Below are 21,087 nucleotides of genomic sequence, written 5' to 3'. Positions count from 1 at the left end.
GACAGCTCGACGGGCACGGGAGTCTTGTGCGGAGTCCAACCCCCCCGCTCACGCGGATCATCATGCTCGCCAACGTCCTGGTCGTGGTCATCGCGACGGGGGTGCTCTTCCTGCTCCCCGATCCGTCCGCGCCCCCGGCGCCCGCGCCCTCGCACCAGGCGGGCGCGCTGAAGAAGGGCGAGGAGCCTCCGCCGCCCGCGGAGCCCGAGCTGCCCTCGGCCGAGTTGCCCGCCCCGGTCACCGCGACGCCGGAGTCCGCCCGGAAGGTGAAGGCCAACGAGGCGGGCCTGGTCCCGGTGATCATGTACCACCGGATCGTGAAGAAGCGGCAGGCGTCCATCGACCGCACCCCCGACCAGGTGCGCAAGGAGATGGAGAGGCTGGCCAGGGAGGGCTACGTGCCGATCACCGCCCGGGAGTTCGCCACCGGGCGGATCGGCATCCCGGCGGGCAAGCACCCGGTCGTGCTGACCTTCGACGACGGCCACCCCAGCCACTTCGCGCTGGACGAGGCGGGCATGCCGGTGAAGGACACCGCGGTCGGGATCATCTACCAGGTCGCGAAGAAGTACCCGGACTTCCGGCCGGTGGCGACGTTCTGGGTCAACCGGCAGCCGTTCGGCCTGCAGAGCCGGGCCGACCAGGCCCGGGCCGTGCAGTGGCTGACCGCCCGGGGCTTCGAGGTGGCCAACCACACCTGGAGCCACCCCTACCTGCCGGGCCTGTCGAAGCAGGGCATCGCCGAGCAGCTCGTCCGGGTCGAGCGGCTGCTGGAGAAGCTCGGCGGGAGCCCCTCCGAGACGCTCGCGCTGCCGTTCGGGGCGATGCCGCGCAAGCGGTCCACCGTGCAGAAGGGCTCCTGGGACGGGACGAGGTTCTCCTTCAAGGGCGTCTTCCTGGCCGGCGCCCAGCCGTCGGAGTCGCCGTTCACCAAGAAGTACGACTGGCGCTCGATCCAGCGCATCCAGAGCAACGGCAAGAGGGGCGAGTGCCGCCGGTGGTGCTCGCAGTACTGGCTGGAGTGGCTCGCCAAGCACCCCGAGCAGCGCTACACCGCGGACGGGGATCCCGAGCGGATCTCCATCCCGCGGAAACTTCGGGGTAATATCACCTCCAAGCGGAGCGGGCAGGTCAACGCGTATTAGCCGTTCCTGTCGCCGTTGCGGGCTTTGCACACCTTCGGTGGGCGCTCCTTCCGGATTGACCAGGCTGCTCTGGTCTCATATGCTGATCGCTGCGCTGTGGGCCCGCGTGTGCCTCGGACGGAGTGGGCTCGCGCTCGATCACGTCGGATGAAAATCACTCGGCTTGACCGGATAAGGGGCCTGCTGCGCGTCCGCCACATCGACATCTGTCCGCGTTCGGAGCAATTCCACACATGACGAGCAGCACTGAGGCCACCTCCACCCCGCAGGTAGCGGTCAACGACATCGGTTCCGAGGAGGCCTTCCTCGCCGCGATCGACGAGACCATCAAGTACTTCAACGACGGCGACATCGTCGAGGGCACCGTCGTCAAGGTCGATCGAGACGAGGTCTTGCTCGACATCGGCTACAAGACCGAGGGCGTCATCCCCTCGCGCGAGCTCTCGATCAAGCACGATGTCGACCCGGCGGACGTCGTCGAGGTCGGTGAGCACGTCGAGGCCCTGGTCCTCCAGAAGGAGGACAAGGAAGGCCGTCTGATCCTGTCCAAGAAGCGCGCCCAGTACGAGCGCGCCTGGGGCACGATCGAGAAGATCAAGGACGAGGACGGCATCGTCACCGGTACGGTCATCGAGGTCGTCAAGGGCGGTCTCATCCTCGACATCGGCCTCCGCGGCTTCCTGCCGGCCTCCCTGGTCGAGATGCGCCGCGTCCGCGACCTGCAGCCGTACGTCGGCCGCGAGCTCGAGGCGAAGATCATCGAGCTCGACAAGAACCGCAACAACGTGGTCCTCTCCCGCCGCGCCTGGCTGGAGCAGACCCAGTCCGAGGTCCGCCAGACGTTCCTCAACACCCTGCAGAAGGGTCAGGTCCGCAAGGGCGTCGTCTCCTCGATCGTCAACTTCGGTGCGTTCGTGGACCTCGGCGGCGTCGACGGCCTGGTCCACGTCTCCGAGCTCTCCTGGAAGCACATCGACCACCCCTCCGAGGTCGTCGAGGTCGGCCAGGAGGTCACCGTCGAGGTCCTCGACGTCGACATGGAGCGCGAGCGCGTCTCCCTGTCGCTCAAGGCGACGCAGGAAGACCCGTGGCAGCAGTTCGCCCGCACCCACCAGATCGGCCAGGTCGTGCCGGGCCGCGTCACCAAGCTGGTGCCGTTCGGCGCGTTCGTCCGGGTCGAGGAGGGCATCGAGGGCCTGGTCCACATCTCCGAGCTGGCCGAGCGCCACGTCGAGATCCCCGAGCAGGTCGTCCAGGTCGGCGACGAGATCTTCGTGAAGATCATCGACATCGACCTCGACCGTCGCCGGATCTCCCTGTCGCTCAAGCAGGCCAACGAGGGCGTCGGCGCCGAGGTCGAGTTCGACCCCACGCTGTACGGCATGGCGGCGACCTACGACGAGCAGGGCAACTACGTCTACCCCGAGGGCTTCGACCCGGAGACCGGCGAGTGGCTCGAGGGCTTCGAGAAGCAGCGCGAGGAGTGGGAGCGGCAGTACGCCGAGGCCCAGACCCGCTTCGAGGCCCACAAGCGGCAGATCGAGGAGGCCCGCCGGGCCGAGGCCGAGGCGGGCGAGGCCGCGCCGACGTCCTACTCCGGCGAGACCCCGCCCTCGAGCGGCTCCTCCGCTCCGGCCGGTGGCGCCCTCGCCTCCGACGAGGCGCTGGCCGCGCTGCGCGAGAAGCTCGCGGGCGGCCAGAGCTGACGCCGCAGGCACCACGGTTCCCGTAGGACCGGCAACGAAGGGCCCCGCTCCGGCGGGGCCCTTCCGCGTTCGCGGCCGTCTCCCCTGCCGGCCGCGCAACACCAGCCGCACACCTCGGCTCGTACCCCGGTCCTCCCGGCTCCGTGACCCGGCCCGCATCCCCCTCCGCCCGCTCCGGCTCCCGGCCCTGGCCGCACCGGGGTGCCCCGGGACGCGGGCGGCCGCTAGGGTGGCGCCATGCTGGTGATCGGAAGGGCGGATCCCGGGGACGCGGGGGAGATCCTCACCGTGCAGCGCGCGGCGTACGTCGGCGAGGCCCAGCTCTACGGCGATCCGTTCATCCCGCCGCTGGTCGAGTCGGCCGAGCAGGTCCGCCGGGCGGTCGAGACCGGCACCGTGCTCGTCGCCCGGGAGGGCGGGCGCCTCGTCGGCGCGGTCCGCGGCCGGATGGCGCGGACGACGTGCCTGGTCGGGCGGCTGGTGGTCGCCCCCGACCGGCAGGGCCGCGGGATCGGGAGCGCACTGCTGGGGGCCCTGCACGAGGAGGCCGCCGAGGCCCTGGCGTTCGACCTGTTCACCGGGCACCTGTCGGAGGGCAACCTGCGGCTCTACCACCGGCACGGCTACCGGGAGACCCGGCGGGAGCGCATGGACGACCACCTCATCTTCGTGCACATGCGCCGGCAGGCCTGACGGGCCCGCTGCCGCCGCTCCGCCACGTCCCCGCGGACGGCCGCAGGCCGGGCCTGGGGCGTCCGCGGACCGCTTCCACGGGGAGACGGGACCGGAGCACCCCGGGGGCGAGCCGGACGGGACGCCCGCGGAGATGTCCGGGCGGGGCGGGGAGCCCGCGGGCGGGCCGTACCCGTATGCTGCGGACCGTGCTGAAAGTAGGGCTTACCGGCGGGATCGGGTCGGGCAAGAGCGAGGTGTCGCGGCGGCTGTCGGACCGGGGGGCCGTGGTCATCGACGCCGACAAGATCGCTCGTGAGGTGGTCGAGCCGGGGACGGAGGGGCTGGCGCGGGTCGTCCAGGTCTTCGGGGACGAGGTGCTCCGCGCGGACGGGACGCTGGACCGGGAGAGGCTCGGCTCGATCGTCTTCTCCGACTCCGAGAGGCTCGCCGCGCTCAACGCCATCGTCCACCCGCTGGTCGGCGCCCGGGTCGCCGAGCTGCAGGAGCGGGCGGACGAGGACGCGATCGTCGTCTACGACGTGCCGCTGCTGGTGGAGAACAAGCTCGCCCCGATGTACGACGTGGTGGTCGTCGTGGACGCGGCCGACGAGGTGCGGCTGGCCCGGCTGACCGGCGCGCGGGGCATGCCGGAGCAGGACGCCCGCGCCCGGATCGCCGCCCAGGCCGGCAGGGAGGAGCGGCTGGCGGCGGCGGACGTCGTGATCCGCAACGAGGGGACGCTGGAGGACCTCGACGCGCGCGTGGACGAGCTCTGGACGGAGCTGTCCGCCCGGAGATGAGCCGCTCCGCGGCACGGGTGCGGCCCGCGGCGCACGCCGCGGGCCGCACCCGTGGAGGGCGGGACGGCCGCACCGGCGAGGGTGACGGCCGCACCGGAAGCGCCTTTCAGAACCAGCCGCGCTTCTGGGCCATGGCGTGCAGGCCCGCGCGCAGCGACTGCTCGACCTGGCCGGGGTGGTCGGTGTAGTGGACGGTGAAGCGGTTGTAGGTGTCGTGGCTGGAGGTCAGGAAGCCGCCCCGGGTGTCGGCCTCCAGGATGACGTCCATCGCGTGCGGCCTGGCGATGAAGGTCAGCTCCAGCTCGTTGAAGTGGCGGCCGTACTCGGGGCCCGCGTAGTACTCGATCTCCTGGAAGAACGGCATGGCGGAGCCGTGCAGGGTGCCGCGCTCCAGGTCGGCGCCCTTGAAGCGGAACCCCATGCGGTCGAGGGCGGCCAGGACGTGCTCCTGGGCGGGCAGCGGGTTGACGAACAGCGGGTCGAGGTCGCCCTTGTCGAGCGCGCCGGCCAGGGCCAGCTCGGTGGCGACGCCCAGCTTCATGCCGTGGAGCGGGCGGCCGCCGATGGCGCTGATCGGGGTCTCCCACGGGACCTGGATCTCGAAGGGGACCATGTGCGCGGCGCCCGCGGCGAGGTGGAACGGCCCGGAGACCTGGTGGCGCAGGAAGCTGTAGGTCGTCTTGTACTCGTTGTCGCCGCTCTCCACCTCCACCACCGCGGTGAAGTCGATGGAGATGCCCTCGACCCGGTACTCGTTGCTGCTGCTGCGGAAGGTGACCTGCCCGCGCAGGATCTCGCCGGGGCGGACGTTGGAGTTCTGCAGGATCGTGTCGACCTCGACACCTGCACCGAACGCGGCCTTCAGCTTGCGGAACACCATAGGGAGACTCCCGGGGTCGGTGGTTTAAGGGTTTATCAGCGGTCTTGGGGGATCGTCGGCGGGTTATCGGTCGGCGGAGCCGGCAGGGTCACCGGTGCCGCCATTGAGGACAACGGACGGCCTGACCTGGCCGTTCCCGCCGAGCTGCGGCAGGAGCTGCGCCATGAGCAGGGTGGACAGCGCGGAGGGGTCGCCGGACCCGCCCGCGGTGCGGACCACGACGGGGCGCGGGGCGCTCTCGGCGAGCCTGGCCCCGACGTCCAGGCGGCGGCGGGCCAGCTCGTAGCGGAGCACGGCCCGGTTGTCGCGGTAGGACTCCGCGAGGCGGCGCAGCGCCTTCGCCTCGTTCTCCGCCGAGGTGAGCTCGGCCCGGCCCCGGGCCTCGATCTCCCAGCGCACCCGCTGGGCCTCGGTCTCGTGCTCCTCCAGCATGCGGGCCACGTCCTTGCGCGCGGTGTTGGCGGCCGCCCGCACCTCGACGATGCGCGCGTCGCGGGTCTTCTTCGCCCGCTCGATCTCCATGAGGAGCGTGTCGATCCGCCGCTTGCGGGTCAGCTCCCACTCCCGCTCGAAGGCCGACATCTCCTTGGCGACCTTCTCCCGGGTGGCCAGGTGCTGCTGGTAGGCGTCGGGCAGCTGCACGTCGGGGATGTTGGCGCCGGTGATGCGCACGCCGTACCGGCCGAGCTGGCGGTTGAGGGCCTCCTGCATGTCGCCCACGTCGGAGCCGCGCAGGTCGTAGGCGCGCTCGGTGTGCACCCTGCGGCTGCGCTGGCGGATGGCGTCCTGCACGGCGCTGCTCAGCACGAGGTCGAAGTTGCCCGCCCCGATCGTCCGGACGAAGGCCACCGGGTCGACGATGCGGAACTTCAGGAAGAACTCGATGGACTTCAGCGGCACGTTCTCGGCCGTCGGACAGGCCGCGATCGGCGCGGAGTAGGGGATCTCGGTGGAGGTGTCCACGACCGCGTCGACCCGGTCCCACGGCAGCCACAGGTAGTGGCGGCCCGGGGGCAGGGTGCCGGTGATCGCGCCCCAGCGGCTGCGCACGCCGGTGGTGCCCTCCTCGATCTCGATGATCGCCCGGCGCCAGAGCCAGACCGCGGCCAGGAGCAGGAAGAACACGGCGCCGAGCGCGGCCAGCAGGCGGAAGGCCCCGCCGGCGAACACCGCGGTGCCGGCCAGGTAGAGCGCGACGAACAGCAGCGTCACCCAGGCGAAGCCCCGCCGGTCCTTGGGGATGACCACCGGCACGAGCTGCCCGGACTCGCCGCCGCGCAGCAGCTGGCGGATCTCCGACCAGGCCGCCAGCGACTCCTTGATCTTGGAGAACTCACGGCTCATCTCAGACCTCTTCCTGGACGTGCGGTACGGCGGGCGGCGCGGTCTGCGCTGCGGCGGGCGGCGCGGCCTGCGGGGCGGCTCCCTGCGGGGCGGGGTTGAGCAGGGCGGAGATCTCCGCCTCGCGCTCGCCGATCCGCCGGCTGATCTCGGTGATCCGGGAGCGGATCGCGGCCATGTCCTCGGGGGAGAACAGCGCGCTCTCGCGCCCGCCGACGAGCTGCTGGGCCAGGGCGAGCAGGTCGATGTCGACCTGCTCGCCGACCTGCACCACGCGGGGCAGGTGGGCGGCGACGGCCTCCAGCTTGTCGAGCAGGTCCTGCTGGAAGCGGTAGTCGAGGATCTCCGGGGCCTCGGCGGCGCTCAGCGCCCGGATGTCCAGGGCCTGCGCCTCCAGCAGCGCGGCGTTGGCCTTGGCGGTGGACTCCGCCTCGACCAGCCGCTGGCCCGCCTGCGCCTTGGCCTGGTGGCTGGCGCGCTCCAGCGCGGTGTCCATCTGGGCCTGGTAGCCGGCGATCTCCGCCTGGATGGCCGAGAGCTGCTCCTGCAGGCCGGCGAGCTCCCGGACCAGGTCGCCCTCGTTCTGCTCCTTGCGGAGCTGGAGCTCGTACTCGTAGGTGTAGGCCTCCTTGGCCACCCGGATCATCTCCGGGGCGGCCAGGTCCATCCGGTACTCCTGGCTGGACGGCTCGGCGTGGGTGATGTTCACGTCGGTCAGCCGCACGGCGGGCAGGAACTGCTGGTTGAGACTCTCCAGCATGCCGAGCGTGCTCTCGCCCACCAGGTCGTAGATGTCCTCGGCGCGCTGGGCGTAGATGAGGGAGCGGGTGACCTCGCTGATGGCGTTCTGCAGCTTGGCCTGGAAGCCGCCGACCGAGCCGAGCACGAAGATGAACTCGGCCGGGTCCTCGATCCGGAACTGCAGGAACAGGTCCACGCTGGCCTTGACGCCCTGCTGGGTCGGGGCCTCGCGGATGGGCGCGTTGAACGGGTACTCGCGGGTGGTGTTGACGATGTAGCTGACCCGCTTCCACGGGTTGAACAGCGTCACCCGGCCGGGGTCGGCGATCTGCACGAGCTTGCCGAACTTCGTGATCAGGGCCTTGCAGCCCTCGGGCACCATGACCACGCTCCGCCGCCACCACAGGAACGCCGCGGCCAGGGCCAGCACGACCCAGTAGTGCACGCCGAACAGCACCCGCGCGCCCTCCGGCAGCCCGGTGGCGACCAGGCCGACCAGGCCGAGCCCGGCCAGCAGGACCAGCGGGAGGACGATGCGGGCCGTGGTCCCCTTGGGGATCACGACGGGGGAGATGACGTGGACGGCCTCGCCGTTCGGGCCGCGCTCGCCGAAGCTGCGGTTGACGACCTCGCCGGCCTCGTTCAGCGACGAGCTGCGGGCCTCGATGATCGTGCCGACGGACATGCCCTGCTCACGGGCGGCCGCGAAGTCGGCGGGGTCGAGCGCGAAACCCTGCTCCCCGGGGCCCTGCCCGGCCGCCTGGCCGGCGAACTGGCCCACGGCCTGCCCGGCGGCCTGGCGCAGGTCGCCTCCCTGCCTGATCGTCTGAGCGGCCGTCACGGCTGCCTGCCTGACGGCCTCTCGTGGCCGGGACATCACACCTCCGAGGGGAGTCGATTAGGAAAAATCGGACATACATCCACATCATGCCCTGCGGGGGCGGGCGCACGGGCCAGTCAACGCGCTTCCCCTTGCGGCCCGCTTGCCGGACGGTTGAACAAGGATTGTCGGTGACTCCGCCTACAGTGGGACAGGTGAGGCCGGTAACAGATTTGCAGCGCAAGGTGGCCCCCTTCAAGGTCATCACGGACATGACCCCGTCGGGCGACCAGCCGACCGCGATCGCCGAGCTGGAACGGCGGATCAGGGCGGGGGAGAAGGACAGCGTCCTGCTGGGCGCCACGGGCACGGGCAAGACCGCCACGGTCGCCTGGCTGATCGAGAGGCTGCAGCGGCCCACCCTGGTCATGCAGCCCAACAAGACGCTCGCCGCGCAGTTCGCCAACGAGCTGCGCGAGATGATGCCGAACAACGCGGTCGAGTACTTCGTCTCGTACTACGACTACTACCAGCCCGAGGCGTACGTCCCGCAGAGCGACACCTACATCGAGAAGGACTCCTCGATCAACGACGAGGTCGAGCGGCTGCGCCACTCGGCGACCAACTCGCTGCTCACCCGGCGCGACGTGATCGTCGTCGCCTCCGTCTCCTGCATCTACGGCCTGGGCACCCCGCAGGAGTACGTCGACCGGATGACCCGCCTGAAGGTGGGCGAGGAGATCGAGCGCGACCGGTTGCTGCGCCGCCTGGTCGACATGCAGTACACCCGCAACGACCTGGCCTTCACCCGCGGCACGTTCCGGGTGCGCGGCGACACCATCGAGATCATTCCGAAGTACGAGGAGCTCGCCGTCCGGATCGAGATGTTCGGCGACGAGATCGAGCGCCTGTCCACCATGCACCCGCTGACCGGCGAGGTGCTCGGAGAGGACGAGGAGGTCTTCATCTTCCCGGCCTCCCACTACGTCGCCGGTCCCGAGCGCATGGCCGCCGCGGTCAAGGGCATCGAGGCCGAGCTCGCCGAGCGGCTGGAGGAGCTGGAGCGGCAGGGCAGGCTCCTGGAGGCCCAGCGGCTGCGCATGCGCACCACCTACGACCTGGAGATGCTGCAGCAGGTCGGCACCTGCTCCGGCGTCGAGAACTACTCCCGGCACATGGACGGCCGGGCCGCCGGCAGCCCGCCCCACACGCTGCTCGACTACTTCCCCGAGGACTTCCTGCTGGTCCTGGACGAGTCGCACCAGACCGTCCCGCAGATCGGCGCGATGTACGAGGGCGACGCCTCGCGCAAGCGCACCCTCGTCGACCACGGCTTCCGCCTGCCCTCGGCGCTGGACAACCGCCCGCTGAAGTGGGAGGAGTTCCTGGAGCGGATCGGCCAGACCGTCTACCTGTCCGCCACCCCCGGCCCGTACGAGCTGGGCCGGGTCAAGGGCGAGGTCGTCGAGCAGGTCATCCGCCCGACCGGCCTGGTCGACCCCGAGGTCGTCGTCAAGCCGACGGCGTCGCAGATCGACGACCTGGTCCACGAGATCCGCGTCCGCGCCGAGCGGGACGAGCGGGTCCTGGTCACCACGCTGACCAAGAAGATGGCCGAGGACCTCACCGACTACCTCCTGGAGCTCGGCATCCGGGTCCGCTACCTGCACAGCGAGGTCGACACCCTGCGCCGCATCGAGCTGCTGCGGGAGCTGCGGATGGGCGAGTTCGACGTGCTGGTCGGCATCAACCTCCTGCGGGAGGGGCTCGACCTGCCCGAGGTGTCGCTGGTGGCCATCCTCGACGCCGACAAGGAGGGCTTCCTGCGCTCGGAGACCTCGCTGATCCAGACCATCGGCCGCGCCGCCCGCAACGTCTCCGGCCAGGTCCACATGTACGCCGACAGGATCACCCCCTCGATGGAGCGGGCGATCGAGGAGACCAACCGGCGCCGGGCCAAGCAGATCGCCTACAACGAGGCCCACGGCATCGACCCGCAGCCGCTCCGCAAGAAGATCGCCGACATCCTCGACTCGCTCAGCAGGGAGGACGCCGACACGGCCCAGCTGCTCGGTGGGGGCGGCCGCCAGCAGTCCCGGGGCAAGGCGCCCGTCCCCGGCTTCGGCAGCCGCGCCTCCGGCCCGGGCCAGCACGCCAAGGCGATCGCGGGGGAGCTGCCCCGCGCCCAGTTGGAGGAGCTGGTCGCCTCGCTCACCGAGCAGATGCACCAGGCCGCCGCCGACCTGCAGTTCGAGGTCGCGGCCCGGCTCCGCGACGAGATCAAGGAGCTCAAGCGCGAGGTCCGCGACATGCGCGAGGCCGGCGTCTCCTGACCCGGCCGGCGAGCGGTGCGGTCCGCAGGAGGAGGAAGACCGGACGCGCAGGTGTCCCGCGTGCGGGTGCTGGGAGTACGGAGGGGCGCCGGAGTGCGCCCGCTGCCGCGTGCGACCTGGCCGACGGCTTCCGCCACTCGGCGACCGAGACCGACCGGCCAGGGGTGCCGCCCGGCAACGAGCACGCGGTCAGGGTCGGCGTCGCGGTGCTGCGCGCCCCGCACCGGCACTCGCCCCGCGCGCTGCTGGGCTGGCGGCTGGGACTGCCGGCCCTCCTGGCGGGCTTCCTGCCGAGCACGGCCGAGGCCCAGGCCATGCGTGCCCGGATCAACGCCGGCGCGACCTACGAGGAGCTGGCCGGGGAGTACGGGAGGCTCAGCCGCTGATGAACGAGCTCAGGCCGAGGCCGACGTCCACGTCGAAGCCGACGTGCGTGCGCAGCCGCTCCCGGTGGATCCCGGTGGGGACGTACGCCTTCACCCACGGTTCGAGCTCGAAGGCGTAGACGACGGGCCGCTCGTCCTCCTGCTCGATCCGCCAGAGGTACTTGATTCCCGCGTCGGAGTACTTGCTCGGTTTGGTGGTCCGGTCCCTGTCGACGGATTCGGGGGAGACCACTTCGACGACGAGGTGTACGTCCTCAGGTCTGAAGGCTCGTCAGGGCGGCCTTCTTGACGATCACGATGTCAGGTCCGGGACGCTGCCGCATCCCGGGAGTCACCGTCACCTCCCGCGCGACCATGAGGTCCGAGGGAGGTCTGATCCCGTGCTCCTCGCCGATCAGCAGGCTGATGACCAGCATGTGGAACACCGTCCGGGCGACACCATGACGAGTGCTCCGTCGATCAACTCGACGTGCCGGGGCGCGTCGGCGGGGAGATGGTCGAGCATGTCGGCCGTCCACCCGCCGGGCGGGCCCGGGTGGAACCACTCGGGAAGCGCCGTGGTCATCCCCGGGGCCTCCTCGGTGACGCGAACGCGGATCAACGCGACGTGTTCATGATCTCACAGAGGGTGGGAGGGTCAGCGGGGCTCCTCGGGGCGGGCCCGGTCGATCATCGTGCGCCGGTAGAGCTCGTCGATCTGGTCCAGCGGATCGAGGACGGGCGCCTGGCGGCGGGCCTCGATCTCCAGGTCGGTGCGGCCCTGGATCTCCTCGATGCCGGTCGCCGAGTGCGCCATCTGGTCGTTGAGCAGGTCGGCGCGGATGCGCGCGCAGGCCGTGGTCAGCTTGGCCTGGTGCTCGCGCAGCCGGGCCAGCGAGGCGTGGTCGACGTAGGCGGACACGCGGGTCTGCTGGGCGTACATGCCGAGCTGGGCGTCGAGCTGCTCGGCGTGCGCGGCGATCTCGGCCACCAGCTGGGGCAGCTCGCCCAGGCCCCAGCCGTCCCGCAGTGCCGCGTCCACGGCCTGGCGGGTGATGGAGACCTCACGGCGCAGGTCCAGGCGCAGGCGCTCGGCCTCGCCCGCCTCGCCGGGGTCCATCGCGGCCACGTGGGAGACGACCCGCTTGGTCACCTTGCGGGCCTTCTTCGTGGCCTTCTTGCCGGCCTTGACCAGCAGGTAGACCCCGGCCGCCCCCAGCAGGAGGAGGAACAGCAGGATCACCATGACGATGGCGAGAAACTCACCGATCGGAGCCACCTCCCTGCGGGGATGTTCGGATTCTTCGAGCATATCCCGGACGCCCGGGTGGACGGCGGCGGCGCAGGCGGCGCACCACCCGCCAGGAGAGCAGCGCCAGGACGGCCGCCGCGGCGGCGGCCAGGACCGGCAGGAAGACCGCGGCCAGGCTCATGCCGAGGGACCCGGCGTCCTCCAGCGTGCTCACCACCGGCGCGCCCACCCCGGCGGTCGAGGCGTTGACCGCGGGCCGGGCGGCCGCCTTCATCACGTGCACGGCCAGCGCGATCCCGATGCCCAGCACCCAGCCCGCCCAGGGGTGGCGGGCCATCCAGTCGGAGCCGTCGAGCCGGGCCGCGGCCTCGGTGGCGCTGAAGACCACGCCGCCGGCGGCGGGCCGGACCGCCGTCTGCACCATGTCGTTGACGCTGTCCACCACCGGGATCTTGTCGAGCACGACCTCCGCCAGGAACAGCACCCCGATGACCGCCAGCACCCACCCGTCGGCGAGCCAGGCGAACTCCTGCGGCAGCCGTACGTGGTCGGTGAGGTTCGCCAGCAGGCCGACGACGAGCAGGGGGATATAGGCGTTCAGCCCGGCCGCCGTGGACAGGCCCAGGCCGGTCAGCGCCGCGAGCATCGCACCTCCGTCACCGGTCTCCACGCCCTCCAACGGCCGGGGACCGGAAATGGATCCCGGCCGGCGCGTTCTCCTCAGCCGTGCGGCCCGCCCGAGGCGCCCGAGGTGACGGCCTGGAGCCGTTCGACGGCGGCGGCGAGCTGCCCGGCCATGTCGTAGACGACCTGCCGGGCGGGCTTGACCTGGTCCAGTTGGCCGACGACCTGACCCACGAAGTACGTGGCGAGCTCCCGCGCCCCCGGGTCTCCGCGCTCGGCCGCCCGGCCGATGCGGGCCAGCGCCCCCTCGGACAGCGGCATCTGCAGCGGCATCGGGAGCGGCCCGGGGCTCTCCGGGGCGTTGTCCCACTCCTCGGTCCAGGCGGACCGCAGCTGCCGGGCGGGCTTGCCGGTCCGCGACCGGGAGCGCACGGTGTCGGCGGAGCCGGCGGCCAGCAGCTTCTCCTTCACGACGGGCGGGGTCTCGGCCTCCTGCGTGGTCAGCCAGACCGAGCCGCACCACACGCCCTCGGCGCCCAGCGCCAGCGCCGCCGCCGCCTGGCGCCCGTCGGCGATGCCGCCCGCCGCCAGCACCGGGACGTCCACGGCGTCCACCACCTGGGGCACCAGGACCATCGTGGAGATCTCGCCGGTGTGCCCGCCGGCCTCCGAGCCCTGGGCCACGATCAGGTCGGCCCCTGCGGCCACCTGCCGCCGGGCGTGCTCGACGGTCCCGACCAGCGCGGCGACCGGCACCCCGGCCTGCCTGGCCCTGCTCACCATCTCGGGCGGCGGCGGGCCGAGCGCGCTGGCGATCAGGCCGATCGGGTGCTCCAGCGCCACGTCGACGAGCCCGGCCGCGCCCTCGGGCGTCACCCGCCGCCCCACCCCCTCGGCGAAGGCGGACACGGCCTCCCCGCCGCCCACGCCGTACTTGGCGAACAGGTGCGCCACGAAGTCGCGGTGCCGCTCGGGGACGGCGTCGAGCAGGCGGACGCCCCGGTCCGCGGCCGAGGCGTCGGTCCTCCCGGGCACGAGCACGTCCACGCCGTACGGCCTGCCGCCGACCTGCCCGTCGATCCAGGTCAGCTCGGCGTCGAGCTGCTCGGGGGAGTAGGCGACGGCGCCGAGCACGCCGAATCCGCCCGCGTTGGTGACCGCGGCGACCACGTCGCGGCAGTGGCTGAAGGCGAACAGGGGCAGGTCGATGCCGAATCTGTCACAGATCGCGGTCCGCATGCCGCGACCCTAGTTCTCCGAATGACGCTCGGTCCAGAGGCTACCGAATCCCGTTCTGCTTAGGGTGGGCGATCTCGCCGAGCGCCTCGGCGAGAGGGGCGCCGACAGGCTCCCCGCCGGGCCCCGCGAGAGGGCCGGGGGCCGCCGGGTGTGCCGCACCGGCGAGCTGCGGCGGCCGCCAGCCCTCGTCCGGGTCGTACCGGCGGACGACCTTGGCGGGCACGCCCGCGATGACGCTGTGGTCGGGGAACTCGCCGCGCACCACGGCGCCGCCCGCGACCACGCTCTGCCTGCCGATCCTCGTCCCCGGCAGGATGATCGCGCCGGTGCCCAGCCAGGAGCCCGCGCCGATCGAGACGGGGTTGTTGCGCGGCCACTGGCGGCCGATCGGCGTCTCCGGGTCGTCGTAGACGTGGTTCTGGTCGGTGATGTAGACGTACGGGCCGGTGAAGACGTGGTCGCCGATGTCGATCGACTGGTGGCCGACGATGTGGCTGCCCCGGCCGATCGAGCAGCTCCCGCCGATCCGCACGATGGAGTCGGGGCCCAGGTCCACCCCCGGGCCCATGCCCGCGGAGATGGACACGCGCTCGCCGACCAGGGTGTGGTCGCCGATCTCGATCCAGGCCTCGCCGAAGATCGCCCCGACCGGGAACGCGATGCAGACGCCCTCGCCGAGGCGGCGGAAGCGGTAGCCGGCCGGGTTGGCCGGGCTGACCGTGCCGGCCGCGCGGATCGCGTTCCAGCCACGGTGAATGAGGGTGCCGGCGGCACGCCGTACCACGCCACGAAGCGACATGGGAGCCAAAGTTACCGCTTGGTCAGGTGCGGGCGGAACGCGGGGAGGGGCCGTCCGAGGTGCGGTCGGCGGGCTTTGATATTCTGAGAGCCCGTGGACCTTTGGGGCCGCCCGCCAGGGCGAGCTGGCCGATCTGTCACGACCACGGGAGACTCCTTGCGCAGCGCCGCACAAACCAAGCATCTGTTCGTCACCGGCGGCGTCGCCTCCAGCCTGGGGAAGGGGCTGACGGCGTCGAGCCTGGGACGCCTCCTCAAGCTGCGCGGCCTCCGGGTCACCATGCAGAAACTCGACCCCTACCTCAACGTCGACCCCGGGACGATGAACCCGTTCCAGCACGGTGAGGTCTTCGTCACCGACGACGGGGCCGAGACCGACCTCGACGTCGGCCACTACGAGCGGTTCCTGGACACCGAGCTGCACGGCTCGGCGAACGTCACCACCGGCCAGGTCTACTCCAACGTCATCGCCAAGGAGCGCCGCGGCGAGTACCTCGGCGACACCGTCCAGGTCATCCCGCACATCACCAACGAGATCAAGGACCGCATCCGGTCCATGGCCGGTCCCGACGTCGACGTGGTCATCACCGAGGTCGGCGGCACGGTCGGCGACATCGAGTCGCTGCCCTTCCTGGAGGCCGTCCGCCAGGTCCGCCACGAGGTCGGCCGGGACAACGTCTTCTTCCTGCACGTCTCGCTCCTGCCGTACATCGGGCCGAGCGGGGAGCTGAAGACCAAGCCGACGCAGCACTCGGTGGCCGCGCTGCGCAGCATCGGCATCCAGCCCGACGCGATCGTGCTCCGCTCCGACCGGCCGGTCAGCGCCTCGATCAAGCGCAAGATCAGCCTCATGTGCGACGTCGACGAGGACGCCGTGGTCTCCGCCGTCGACGCGGCGAGCATCTACGACATCCCCAAGGTGCTGCACTCCGAGGGCCTGGACGCCTACGTGGTGCGCCGCCTCGGCCTGCCCTTCCGCGACGTGGTCTGGAAGGAGTGGGAGCAGCTCCTGCGCCGGGTGCACCACCCGGCCAAGGAGGTCACCATCGCGCTCGTCGGCAAGTACATCGACCTGCCCGACGCCTACCTGTCGGTGACCGAGGCGCTGCGCGCCGGCGGTTTCGCCTGCGACGCCCGCGTCAACATCCGCTGGGTCAAGAGCGACGACTGCGAGACCGCCGAGGGCGCCGCCCGGGAGCTGGACGGCGTCGACGGCGTGCTCATCCCCGGCGGCTTCGGCGTGCGCGGCATCGAGGGCAAGGTCGGCGCGATCCGGCACGCCCGGGAGAACCGCGTCCCGCTGCTCGGCATCTGCCTGGGCCTGCAGTGCATGGTCATCGAGGCGGCCCGCAACCTCGCCGGGGTCGAGGGCGCCGGCAGCACGGAGTTCGACCCCGAGACCCCGCACCCGGTCATCTCCACCATGGCCGACCAGGAGGACGTGGTCTCCGGCGAGCGCGACATGGGCGGCACCATGCGGCTGGGCCTGTACCCCGCCAAGCTCGCCGAGGGCTCGCTCGCCCGCCAGCTGTACGGCAAGGCCAAGGCGGACGAGCGCCACCGGCACCGGTACGAGGTCAACAACTCCTACCGCGAGCAGCTGGAGAAGGCCGGCCTGGTCTTCTCGGGCCTGTCGCCCGACGGGCGCCTGGTGGAGTACGCCGAGCTCCCCACCGACGTGCACCCGTTCTTCATCGGCACCCAGGCGCACCCGGAGTTCCGCTCCCGGCCGACCCGCTCGCACCCGCTGTTCAAGGGGCTGATCAACGCCGCCCTGGTCTACGCCGACGGCCGCGGCACCGTCGCCAGGGCGGGACGGGGCAAGTGAGCGCGCCCGGGTTCGGGGACGTCGAGGACGTCCCCGAGGAGTGGAAGGTCGTCTCCAGCAGCCGCCGCTTCCAGGCCAGGGTCATCACCGCCGTCACCGACGCCGTCACCATGCCGGACGGCGAGGTCGTCGACCGCGACTACGTCCTCCACCCGGGGTCGGTGGCCGTGGTGGCACTGGACGACCGAGAGCGGGTGCTGCTGCTGCGGCAGTACCGCCACCCCGCCCGGCGCCTGCTGTGGGAGCTGCCCGCGGGCCTGCGGGACGTCGAGGGCGAGCCGCTGCACGTGGGGGCCGCCCGCGAGCTGGCCGAGGAGGCGGGCTACCGGGCCGGGACCTGGCACACCCTCGTCGACGCCTTCATCTCGCCGGGGATGAGCGACGAGCGGACGCGGATCTTCCTGGCCAGGGACGTCAGCCCGATCCCCGCCGGGGAACTGGACTTCGTGCGCCGGCACGAGGAGGCCGACATGCCGGTGGTCTGGATCCCCCTGGCCGACGCCGTCCGGCGCGCCCTGGCGGGAATGATCCACAATTCCCAGGCCGTGACCGGTATCCTCGCCGCGTACGCCGCCTCGGCGGACGGTTTCGCCTCACTGCGGCCCGCCGACGCGCCGGAGGCATGACGGGAGGACGCCCTGAGCGAGACGGAGGCCGTGCTCGGCCGGTACCTCGCCCACCTGGCGGTGGAGCGGGGGCTGGCGGCCAACACCCTGGCCTCCTACCGCCGTGACCTGACGCGCTATGTGGGCCACCTGAGGAGCCGGGGGCGCGTCACCTTCGGCGAGGTCGCCGAGGCCGACGTCGCGGCCTTCCTGACGGCGCTGAGCGAGGGCGACGCCGAGCACGCCGCCCTCGCCGCCGGCTCGGCGGCGAGGGCCGTCTCCGCGGTGCGCGGCCTGCACCGCTTCGCGCTGCGCGAGGGCGTCGCCGGGCACGACCCCGCCGACCGGGTCCGGCCGCCGCGCCGGCTCCGGCTCCGGCCCAGGGCGATGGCCGTCGGCGAGGTGGAGCGGCTGATCGCCGCCTCCGGCCCCGAGAGCGCGCTGCTCACCCTGCGCAACCGCGCGCTGCTGGAGCTGCTGTACGGCACCGGCGCGCGCATCTCCGAGGCGGTCGGCCTCGGCGTGGACGACGTCGACCTGACCCCCGGGGCCCCGCAGGTGAGACTCTCCGGCAACGGCGGGCGGGTCCGCGTGGTGCCGCTCGGCGACCCCGCCAGGGACGCGCTGGAGGCCTACCTCGCCGGGGCCCGGCCGGGCATCGCCGCCTTCGGCCGGGGCACCCGCGGCCTGTTCCTCAACGCCCGCGGCGGCAGGCTCACCCGGCAGGGCGCCTGGGAGGTCCTGCAGGCCGCGGCCGAGCGGGCCGGACTGGACGGGGTCTCGCCGCACGTGCTGCGGCACTCGTGCGCCGTCCACCTGCTGGAGGGAGGCGCGGACGCCCGGCTGGTGCAGGAGCTGCTCGGCCACGCCCCGGCGGGCGCCGCCCGGGGCCGCGGCCCGGCCGGAGCCGGGGTCCGGGAGGCCTACGCCGCCGCGCACCCGCGCGCACGGCGCTGAGCGCGCCCGTCCCCGCGCCGGTCCTCGATCCGGCCCCGGTTCCTTCGCTTCCGTACGGCGTGCCCGCCCCCGGCGGGACCCGCCCGCCGTACGGACGTCCGCCCGCCGTACGGGTGCCGGAAGGGTGGGACGAAAAGGATGAAAGGGGATGCAGCGGGACGGAAGTCGGGTGGCGGGACGCGGAGTAGTGCGACGGGACGCGCCTCCTGAGATACTGTCACGAGTGTCGCCCCGGTCACCGCCGTGGCGGCACGCTCAGCGGGAACCGGCGCCCCCGTCCCGATCGGGGGCAGGACAGCAAGGTCCGCGCCGTGACCTGTCGAGGCGGACACGGGAGAAGGCCCCGACTTTCCAGTCCGGGGGGTTCGTGCCATAGTTTCCGTCCGGACGGTCCGGTCCGAGGCCGTCAGGGAGGTTCGACTGGTGACTGCGACCACCGACGGTTCCGTCCGGGCGGCGGCGCCCGGCACCCCCGAGAACCCTTGGGGCGACACCAAGGCCACCGGCACTCCCGTCGTGGGGGGAGCGCTCGGCCCGACGGGGCGCCCCCGGCCGGTCTTCCCCGAGCCGCGCCCCCGGACGGTCCACGGGCCGGCCCGCGTCGTCGCCATGGTCAACCAGAAGGGCGGCGTCGGCAAGACGACCACGACCATCAACCTCGGCGCGGCCCTGGCCGAGGCCGGGCTGCGGGTGCTGCTGGTCGACTTCGACCCGCAGGGCGCGCTCTCCGTGGGCCTCGGCATCAACCCGCTCCAGCTCGACCTGACGGTCTACAACCTCCTCATGGACCGCCAGGTCACCGCCGAGGAGGTGCTGCTGGACACCGGCGTCGAGAACATGCACCTGCTGCCCAGCAACATCGACCTGTCCGCGGCCGAGGTCCAGCTCGTCACGGAGGTCGCCCGCGAGCAGGTGCTCGGCCGGGTGATCAAGCCCCTCCTGCCCGACTACGACGTCTGCCTGATCGACTGCCAGCCCTCCCTGGGCCTGCTCACGATCAACGCGCTGGCCTGCGCGCACGGCGTGATGATCCCGCTGGAGTGCGAGTTCTTCGCGCTGCGCGGCGTCGCCCTGCTGATGGACACCATCGCCAAGGTCCAGGAGCGCATCAACGACCAGCTGGTCATCGAGGGCCTGCTCGCCACGATGTACGACGCGCGCACCCTGCACGGCCGCGAGGTGCTGGCCCGGGTGGTCGAGGCGTTCGGCGACAAGGTCTACCACACGGTGATCAACCGGACGGTCCGCTTCCCCGACGCGACCGTGGCCGGCGAGCCCATCACCACCTTCGACTCCTCCTCCCTCGGCGCGAGCGCCTACCGCGAGCTGGCCAGGGAGATCCTCTCCCGCTGGGACGCGGAGGGCTGACCCCGTCCGGGCCCGTACGGGTCGCGGGCACCGGCCCGGGACCGCCGCGGGTGCGGGACAATGGCCGGATGACCGAGGAGCCGCAGACGGCGGGCGACGACGCCTTCAGGGTGCACCTGGAGGTCTTCGAGGGCCCCTTCGACCTGTTGCTCGGCCTGATCGCCAAGCACAAGCTCGACATCACCGAGGTCTCGCTCAGCAAGGTCACCGACGAGTTCATCGCCTACATCCGGGCCAGGGGACCGGAGTGGGACCTCGACCAGACGAGCCACTTCCTGCTCGTCGCCGCCACCCTGCTCGACCTCAAGGCCGCCCGGCTGCTCCCGTCCGGCGAGGTGGACGACGAGGAGGACCTGGCCCTGCTGGAGGCCCGCGACCTGCTCTTCGCCCGCCTGCTGCAGTACCGGGCCTACAAGGAGGTCGCGAAGGTCCTCGCCGCGCGCATGGCGGACGAGGCGCTGCGCTTCCCGAGGACCGTGCCGATGGAGGCCCGCTTCGCCGGCCTCCTGCCCGAACTGGTCCTCGGCATCGGCCCCGACCGCCTCGCCGAGATCGCCCGGCGCGCCTTCGCGCCGAAGGCCCCACCGACGGTCTCGGTCGCGCACATCTACCAACCGCTCGCCAACGTCCGGGAACAGGCGGCTATCCTTGTCGGGCGGTTGCGACGGCTGCGCCGGGCGACGTTCCGGGCGCTCACCTCCGACTGCGCCGGCACCTTCGAGGTGGTCGCGCGGTTCCTGGCCGTCCTGGAGCTCTACCGGGAGGCGGCGGTCTCCTTCGAGCAGGTGGAGCCGCTCGGCGAACTGCACGTGACCTGGACCGGCAGCGACGAGGGAGACGTCGCCGTGGCCGACGACTACGACGACCGAACGAGGAAAGAGCCCGCCGATGGCTGACGCGCCGCCCGGATCCGACCTGCGCGCAGGGCTGGAGGCGATCCTGCTGGTGGTCGACGAGCCGGTGGCCGAGACGACCCTCGCCCAGGTGCTGGAACGGCCCGTGCCCGAGGTCGCCGCCGCGCTCCGCGAGCTGGCGGCGGAATACACCGGGGCCGGACGGGGTTTCGACCTGAGAGAGGTCGCGGGCGGCTGGCGGTTCTACACGCGGGCCGAGTACGCGCCCGTGGTGGAGCGCTTCGTCCGCGACGGCCAGCAGACGCGGCTGACCCAGGCCGCCCTGGAGACCCTCGCCGTGGTCGCCTACCGCCAGCCCGTGAGCCGGGCCCGGGTGGCGGCCATCCGGGGCGTCAACAGCGACGGCGTCATGCGCACCCTGGTGACCAGGGGGCTGGTCGAGGAGGCCGGCACCGACCCGGAGAGCCAGGCGGTGCTCTACCGGACGACTTCATACTTCCTGGAGCGGATGGGCCTGCGGGATCTCAGCGAGCTTCCCGAACTGGCGCCCTTCCTGCCCGACGACGTGGAAACCCTAGAGGAGCAGAAGCAGTGAACAACAGGCGTGGTACCCCGTCCGGTGATGGACGCGGTCGAGGCCGTGGCGGCGCCCCGCGCGGCGGTGACCCCCGCGGGGGCGGCTCCCGGGGCGGCTCGTCCGCCGGCGGGTTCCGGGCGGACCGGGGCGGTTTCCGCTCCGAGGGCCCGCGTCGGGAG

Annotated in this window: 21 protein-coding genes; 12 read left to right on the top strand and 9 right to left on the bottom strand. The window is 72.2% G+C overall.

Annotated elements, in window-relative coordinates:
* The first annotated feature begins 62 nt into the window (after positions 1 to 62).
* The 4 genes from ABD823_RS30780 (at position 63) to coaE (ending at position 4,326) form a co-directional block, all read left to right on the top strand.
* Positions 63 to 1,145 carry a polysaccharide deacetylase family protein gene (locus tag ABD823_RS30780; protein WP_344865747.1) on the top strand — a complete coding sequence of 361 codons (1,083 nt, stop codon included), beginning with the start codon at positions 63 to 65 and terminating at the stop codon, positions 1,143 to 1,145.
* Positions 1,146 to 1,378: 233 nt separating this feature from the next.
* Entirely contained in the window at positions 1,379 to 2,851 is a 1,473-nt protein-coding gene (gene rpsA / locus ABD823_RS30775) for a 30S ribosomal protein S1 (protein ID WP_344865745.1), read from the top strand.
* Positions 2,852 to 3,088: 237 nt separating this feature from the next.
* Positions 3,089 to 3,544 carry a GNAT family N-acetyltransferase gene (locus ABD823_RS30770; RefSeq protein WP_344865743.1) on the top strand — a complete coding sequence of 152 codons (456 nt, stop codon included), beginning with the start codon at positions 3,089 to 3,091 and terminating at the stop codon, positions 3,542 to 3,544.
* Positions 3,545 to 3,732: 188 nt separating this feature from the next.
* Positions 3,733 to 4,326 (top strand): dephospho-CoA kinase, encoded by a 594-nt coding sequence (gene coaE / locus ABD823_RS30765; protein WP_344865741.1) that lies wholly within the window; start codon positions 3,733 to 3,735, stop codon positions 4,324 to 4,326.
* Between the two features lie 106 nt (positions 4,327 to 4,432).
* Here the strand turns inward: coaE and ABD823_RS30760 are convergent, their stop codons facing one another.
* The 3 genes from ABD823_RS30760 to ABD823_RS30750 form a co-directional block, all read right to left on the bottom strand.
* Positions 4,433 to 5,206, bottom strand: a complete 774-nt coding sequence (locus tag ABD823_RS30760) for a sporulation protein (protein ID WP_344865739.1) — start codon at positions 5,204 to 5,206, stop codon at positions 4,433 to 4,435.
* Positions 5,207 to 5,269: 63 nt separating this feature from the next.
* Positions 5,270 to 6,550 carry an SPFH domain-containing protein gene (locus ABD823_RS30755; RefSeq protein WP_344865737.1) on the bottom strand — a complete coding sequence of 427 codons (1,281 nt, stop codon included), beginning with the start codon at positions 6,548 to 6,550 and terminating at the stop codon, positions 5,270 to 5,272.
* A 1-nt stretch (position 6,551) separates the two neighbouring features.
* The gene (locus tag ABD823_RS30750) at positions 6,552 to 8,165 is read right to left on the bottom strand and encodes an SPFH domain-containing protein (protein ID WP_344865735.1); all 1,614 of its coding nucleotides are present in this window, start codon (positions 8,163 to 8,165) and stop codon (positions 6,552 to 6,554) included.
* A 158-nt stretch (positions 8,166 to 8,323) separates the two neighbouring features.
* Between ABD823_RS30750 and uvrB the strand changes: the two genes are divergently transcribed.
* Both uvrB and ABD823_RS30740 read left to right on the top strand, forming a co-directional pair.
* A complete protein-coding gene (gene uvrB, locus ABD823_RS30745) occupies positions 8,324 to 10,441 on the top strand; it encodes an excinuclease ABC subunit UvrB (protein ID WP_344865733.1) in 2,118 nt (705 codons plus the stop codon).
* A gap of 164 nt (positions 10,442 to 10,605) precedes the next feature.
* Entirely contained in the window at positions 10,606 to 10,827 is a 222-nt protein-coding gene (locus ABD823_RS30740; protein ID WP_344865731.1) for a hypothetical protein, read from the top strand.
* Here the strand turns inward: ABD823_RS30740 and ABD823_RS30735 are convergent.
* The 6 genes from ABD823_RS30735 to ABD823_RS30710 form a co-directional block, all read right to left on the bottom strand.
* Positions 10,817 to 11,059, bottom strand: a complete 243-nt coding sequence (locus ABD823_RS30735) for a hypothetical protein (RefSeq protein WP_344865729.1) — start codon at positions 11,057 to 11,059, stop codon at positions 10,817 to 10,819. The two genes, ABD823_RS30740 and ABD823_RS30735, sit on opposite strands and share 11 nt — an antisense overlap.
* A 22-nt stretch (positions 11,060 to 11,081) precedes the next feature.
* Positions 11,082 to 11,243: a hypothetical protein gene (locus ABD823_RS30730; protein ID WP_344865727.1), complete on the bottom strand. Its 162-nt coding sequence runs from the start codon at positions 11,241 to 11,243 to the stop codon at positions 11,082 to 11,084.
* A gap of 221 nt (positions 11,244 to 11,464) precedes the next feature.
* Positions 11,465 to 12,085 carry a hypothetical protein gene (locus ABD823_RS30725; protein WP_344865725.1) on the bottom strand — a complete coding sequence of 207 codons (621 nt, stop codon included), beginning with the start codon at positions 12,083 to 12,085 and terminating at the stop codon, positions 11,465 to 11,467.
* Positions 12,069 to 12,728 carry a DUF4126 domain-containing protein gene (locus ABD823_RS30720; RefSeq protein ID WP_344865723.1) on the bottom strand — a complete coding sequence of 220 codons (660 nt, stop codon included), beginning with the start codon at positions 12,726 to 12,728 and terminating at the stop codon, positions 12,069 to 12,071. Before ABD823_RS30720 ends, ABD823_RS30725 begins: the two co-directional genes overlap by 17 nt.
* Before the next feature lie 50 nt (positions 12,729 to 12,778).
* Positions 12,779 to 13,921: an NAD(P)H-dependent flavin oxidoreductase gene (locus tag ABD823_RS30715; protein WP_344865721.1), complete on the bottom strand. Its 1,143-nt coding sequence runs from the start codon at positions 13,919 to 13,921 to the stop codon at positions 12,779 to 12,781.
* Between the two features lie 40 nt (positions 13,922 to 13,961).
* The gene (locus ABD823_RS30710; protein ID WP_344865719.1) at positions 13,962 to 14,720 is read right to left on the bottom strand and encodes an acyltransferase; all 759 of its coding nucleotides are present in this window, start codon (positions 14,718 to 14,720) and stop codon (positions 13,962 to 13,964) included.
* 156 nt (positions 14,721 to 14,876) lie between these two features.
* Here ABD823_RS30710 and pyrG point away from each other — a divergent pair, with 156 nt between their 5' ends.
* The 6 genes from pyrG to scpB all read left to right on the top strand — a co-directional run bounded on the left by pyrG (position 14,877) and on the right by scpB (position 20,926).
* Positions 14,877 to 16,547 (top strand): CTP synthase, encoded by a 1,671-nt coding sequence (gene pyrG, locus ABD823_RS30705; protein ID WP_344865717.1) that lies wholly within the window; start codon positions 14,877 to 14,879, stop codon positions 16,545 to 16,547.
* Positions 16,544 to 17,173 (top strand): NUDIX domain-containing protein, encoded by a 630-nt coding sequence (locus tag ABD823_RS30700; protein WP_344865715.1) that lies wholly within the window; start codon positions 16,544 to 16,546, stop codon positions 17,171 to 17,173. The genes pyrG and ABD823_RS30700 overlap by 4 nt, the downstream gene beginning before the upstream one ends.
* Before the next feature lie 30 nt (positions 17,174 to 17,203).
* On the top strand, positions 17,204 to 18,109 hold the full coding sequence (locus ABD823_RS30695; protein WP_344865713.1) for a tyrosine-type recombinase/integrase: 906 nt from the start codon (positions 17,204 to 17,206) through the stop codon (positions 18,107 to 18,109).
* Between the two features lie 423 nt (positions 18,110 to 18,532).
* Positions 18,533 to 19,477: a ParA family protein gene (locus tag ABD823_RS30690; RefSeq protein WP_425566684.1), complete on the top strand. Its 945-nt coding sequence runs from the start codon at positions 18,533 to 18,535 to the stop codon at positions 19,475 to 19,477.
* Between the two features lie 68 nt (positions 19,478 to 19,545).
* Positions 19,546 to 20,373 carry a segregation and condensation protein A gene (locus ABD823_RS30685; protein WP_344865711.1) on the top strand — a complete coding sequence of 276 codons (828 nt, stop codon included), beginning with the start codon at positions 19,546 to 19,548 and terminating at the stop codon, positions 20,371 to 20,373.
* Positions 20,366 to 20,926 carry an SMC-Scp complex subunit ScpB gene (scpB, locus tag ABD823_RS30680; RefSeq protein ID WP_344865709.1) on the top strand — a complete coding sequence of 187 codons (561 nt, stop codon included), beginning with the start codon at positions 20,366 to 20,368 and terminating at the stop codon, positions 20,924 to 20,926. The genes ABD823_RS30685 and scpB overlap by 8 nt, the downstream gene beginning before the upstream one ends.
* Positions 20,927 to 21,087: the final 161 nt, after the last annotated feature.

It is taken from the genome of Planomonospora alba (assembly GCF_039534085.1).
Classification (GTDB): domain Bacteria; phylum Actinomycetota; class Actinomycetes; order Streptosporangiales; family Streptosporangiaceae; genus Planomonospora_B; species Planomonospora_B alba.
This window is presented reverse-complemented; position numbering and strand designations above follow the sequence as displayed.

Bases quoted from the DNA above. Each gene is read 5' to 3' on its own strand.
- ABD823_RS30780 (WP_344865747.1), top strand. From the start codon at position 63: ATGCTCGCCAACGTCCTGGTCGTGGTCATCGCGACGGGGGTGCTCTTC.
- rpsA (WP_344865745.1), top strand. From the start codon at position 1,379: ATGACGAGCAGCACTGAGGCCACCTCCACCCCGCAGGTAGCGGTCAAC.
- ABD823_RS30770 (WP_344865743.1), top strand. From the start codon at position 3,089: ATGCTGGTGATCGGAAGGGCGGATCCCGGGGACGCGGGGGAGATCCTC.
- ABD823_RS30760 (WP_344865739.1), bottom strand. From the start codon at position 5,206: ATGGTGTTCCGCAAGCTGAAGGCCGCGTTCGGTGCAGGTGTCGAGGTC.
- ABD823_RS30755 (WP_344865737.1), bottom strand. From the start codon at position 6,550: ATGAGCCGTGAGTTCTCCAAGATCAAGGAGTCGCTGGCGGCCTGGTCG.
- ABD823_RS30750 (WP_344865735.1), bottom strand. From the start codon at position 8,165: ATGTCCCGGCCACGAGAGGCCGTCAGGCAGGCAGCCGTGACGGCCGCT.
- ABD823_RS30730 (WP_344865727.1), bottom strand. From the start codon at position 11,243: ATGCTGGTCATCAGCCTGCTGATCGGCGAGGAGCACGGGATCAGACCT.
- ABD823_RS30715 (WP_344865721.1), bottom strand. From the start codon at position 13,921: ATGCGGACCGCGATCTGTGACAGATTCGGCATCGACCTGCCCCTGTTC.
- ABD823_RS30710 (WP_344865719.1), bottom strand. From the start codon at position 14,720: ATGTCGCTTCGTGGCGTGGTACGGCGTGCCGCCGGCACCCTCATTCAC.
- ABD823_RS30685 (WP_344865711.1), top strand. From the start codon at position 19,546: ATGACCGAGGAGCCGCAGACGGCGGGCGACGACGCCTTCAGGGTGCAC.
- scpB (WP_344865709.1), top strand. From the start codon at position 20,366: ATGGCTGACGCGCCGCCCGGATCCGACCTGCGCGCAGGGCTGGAGGCG.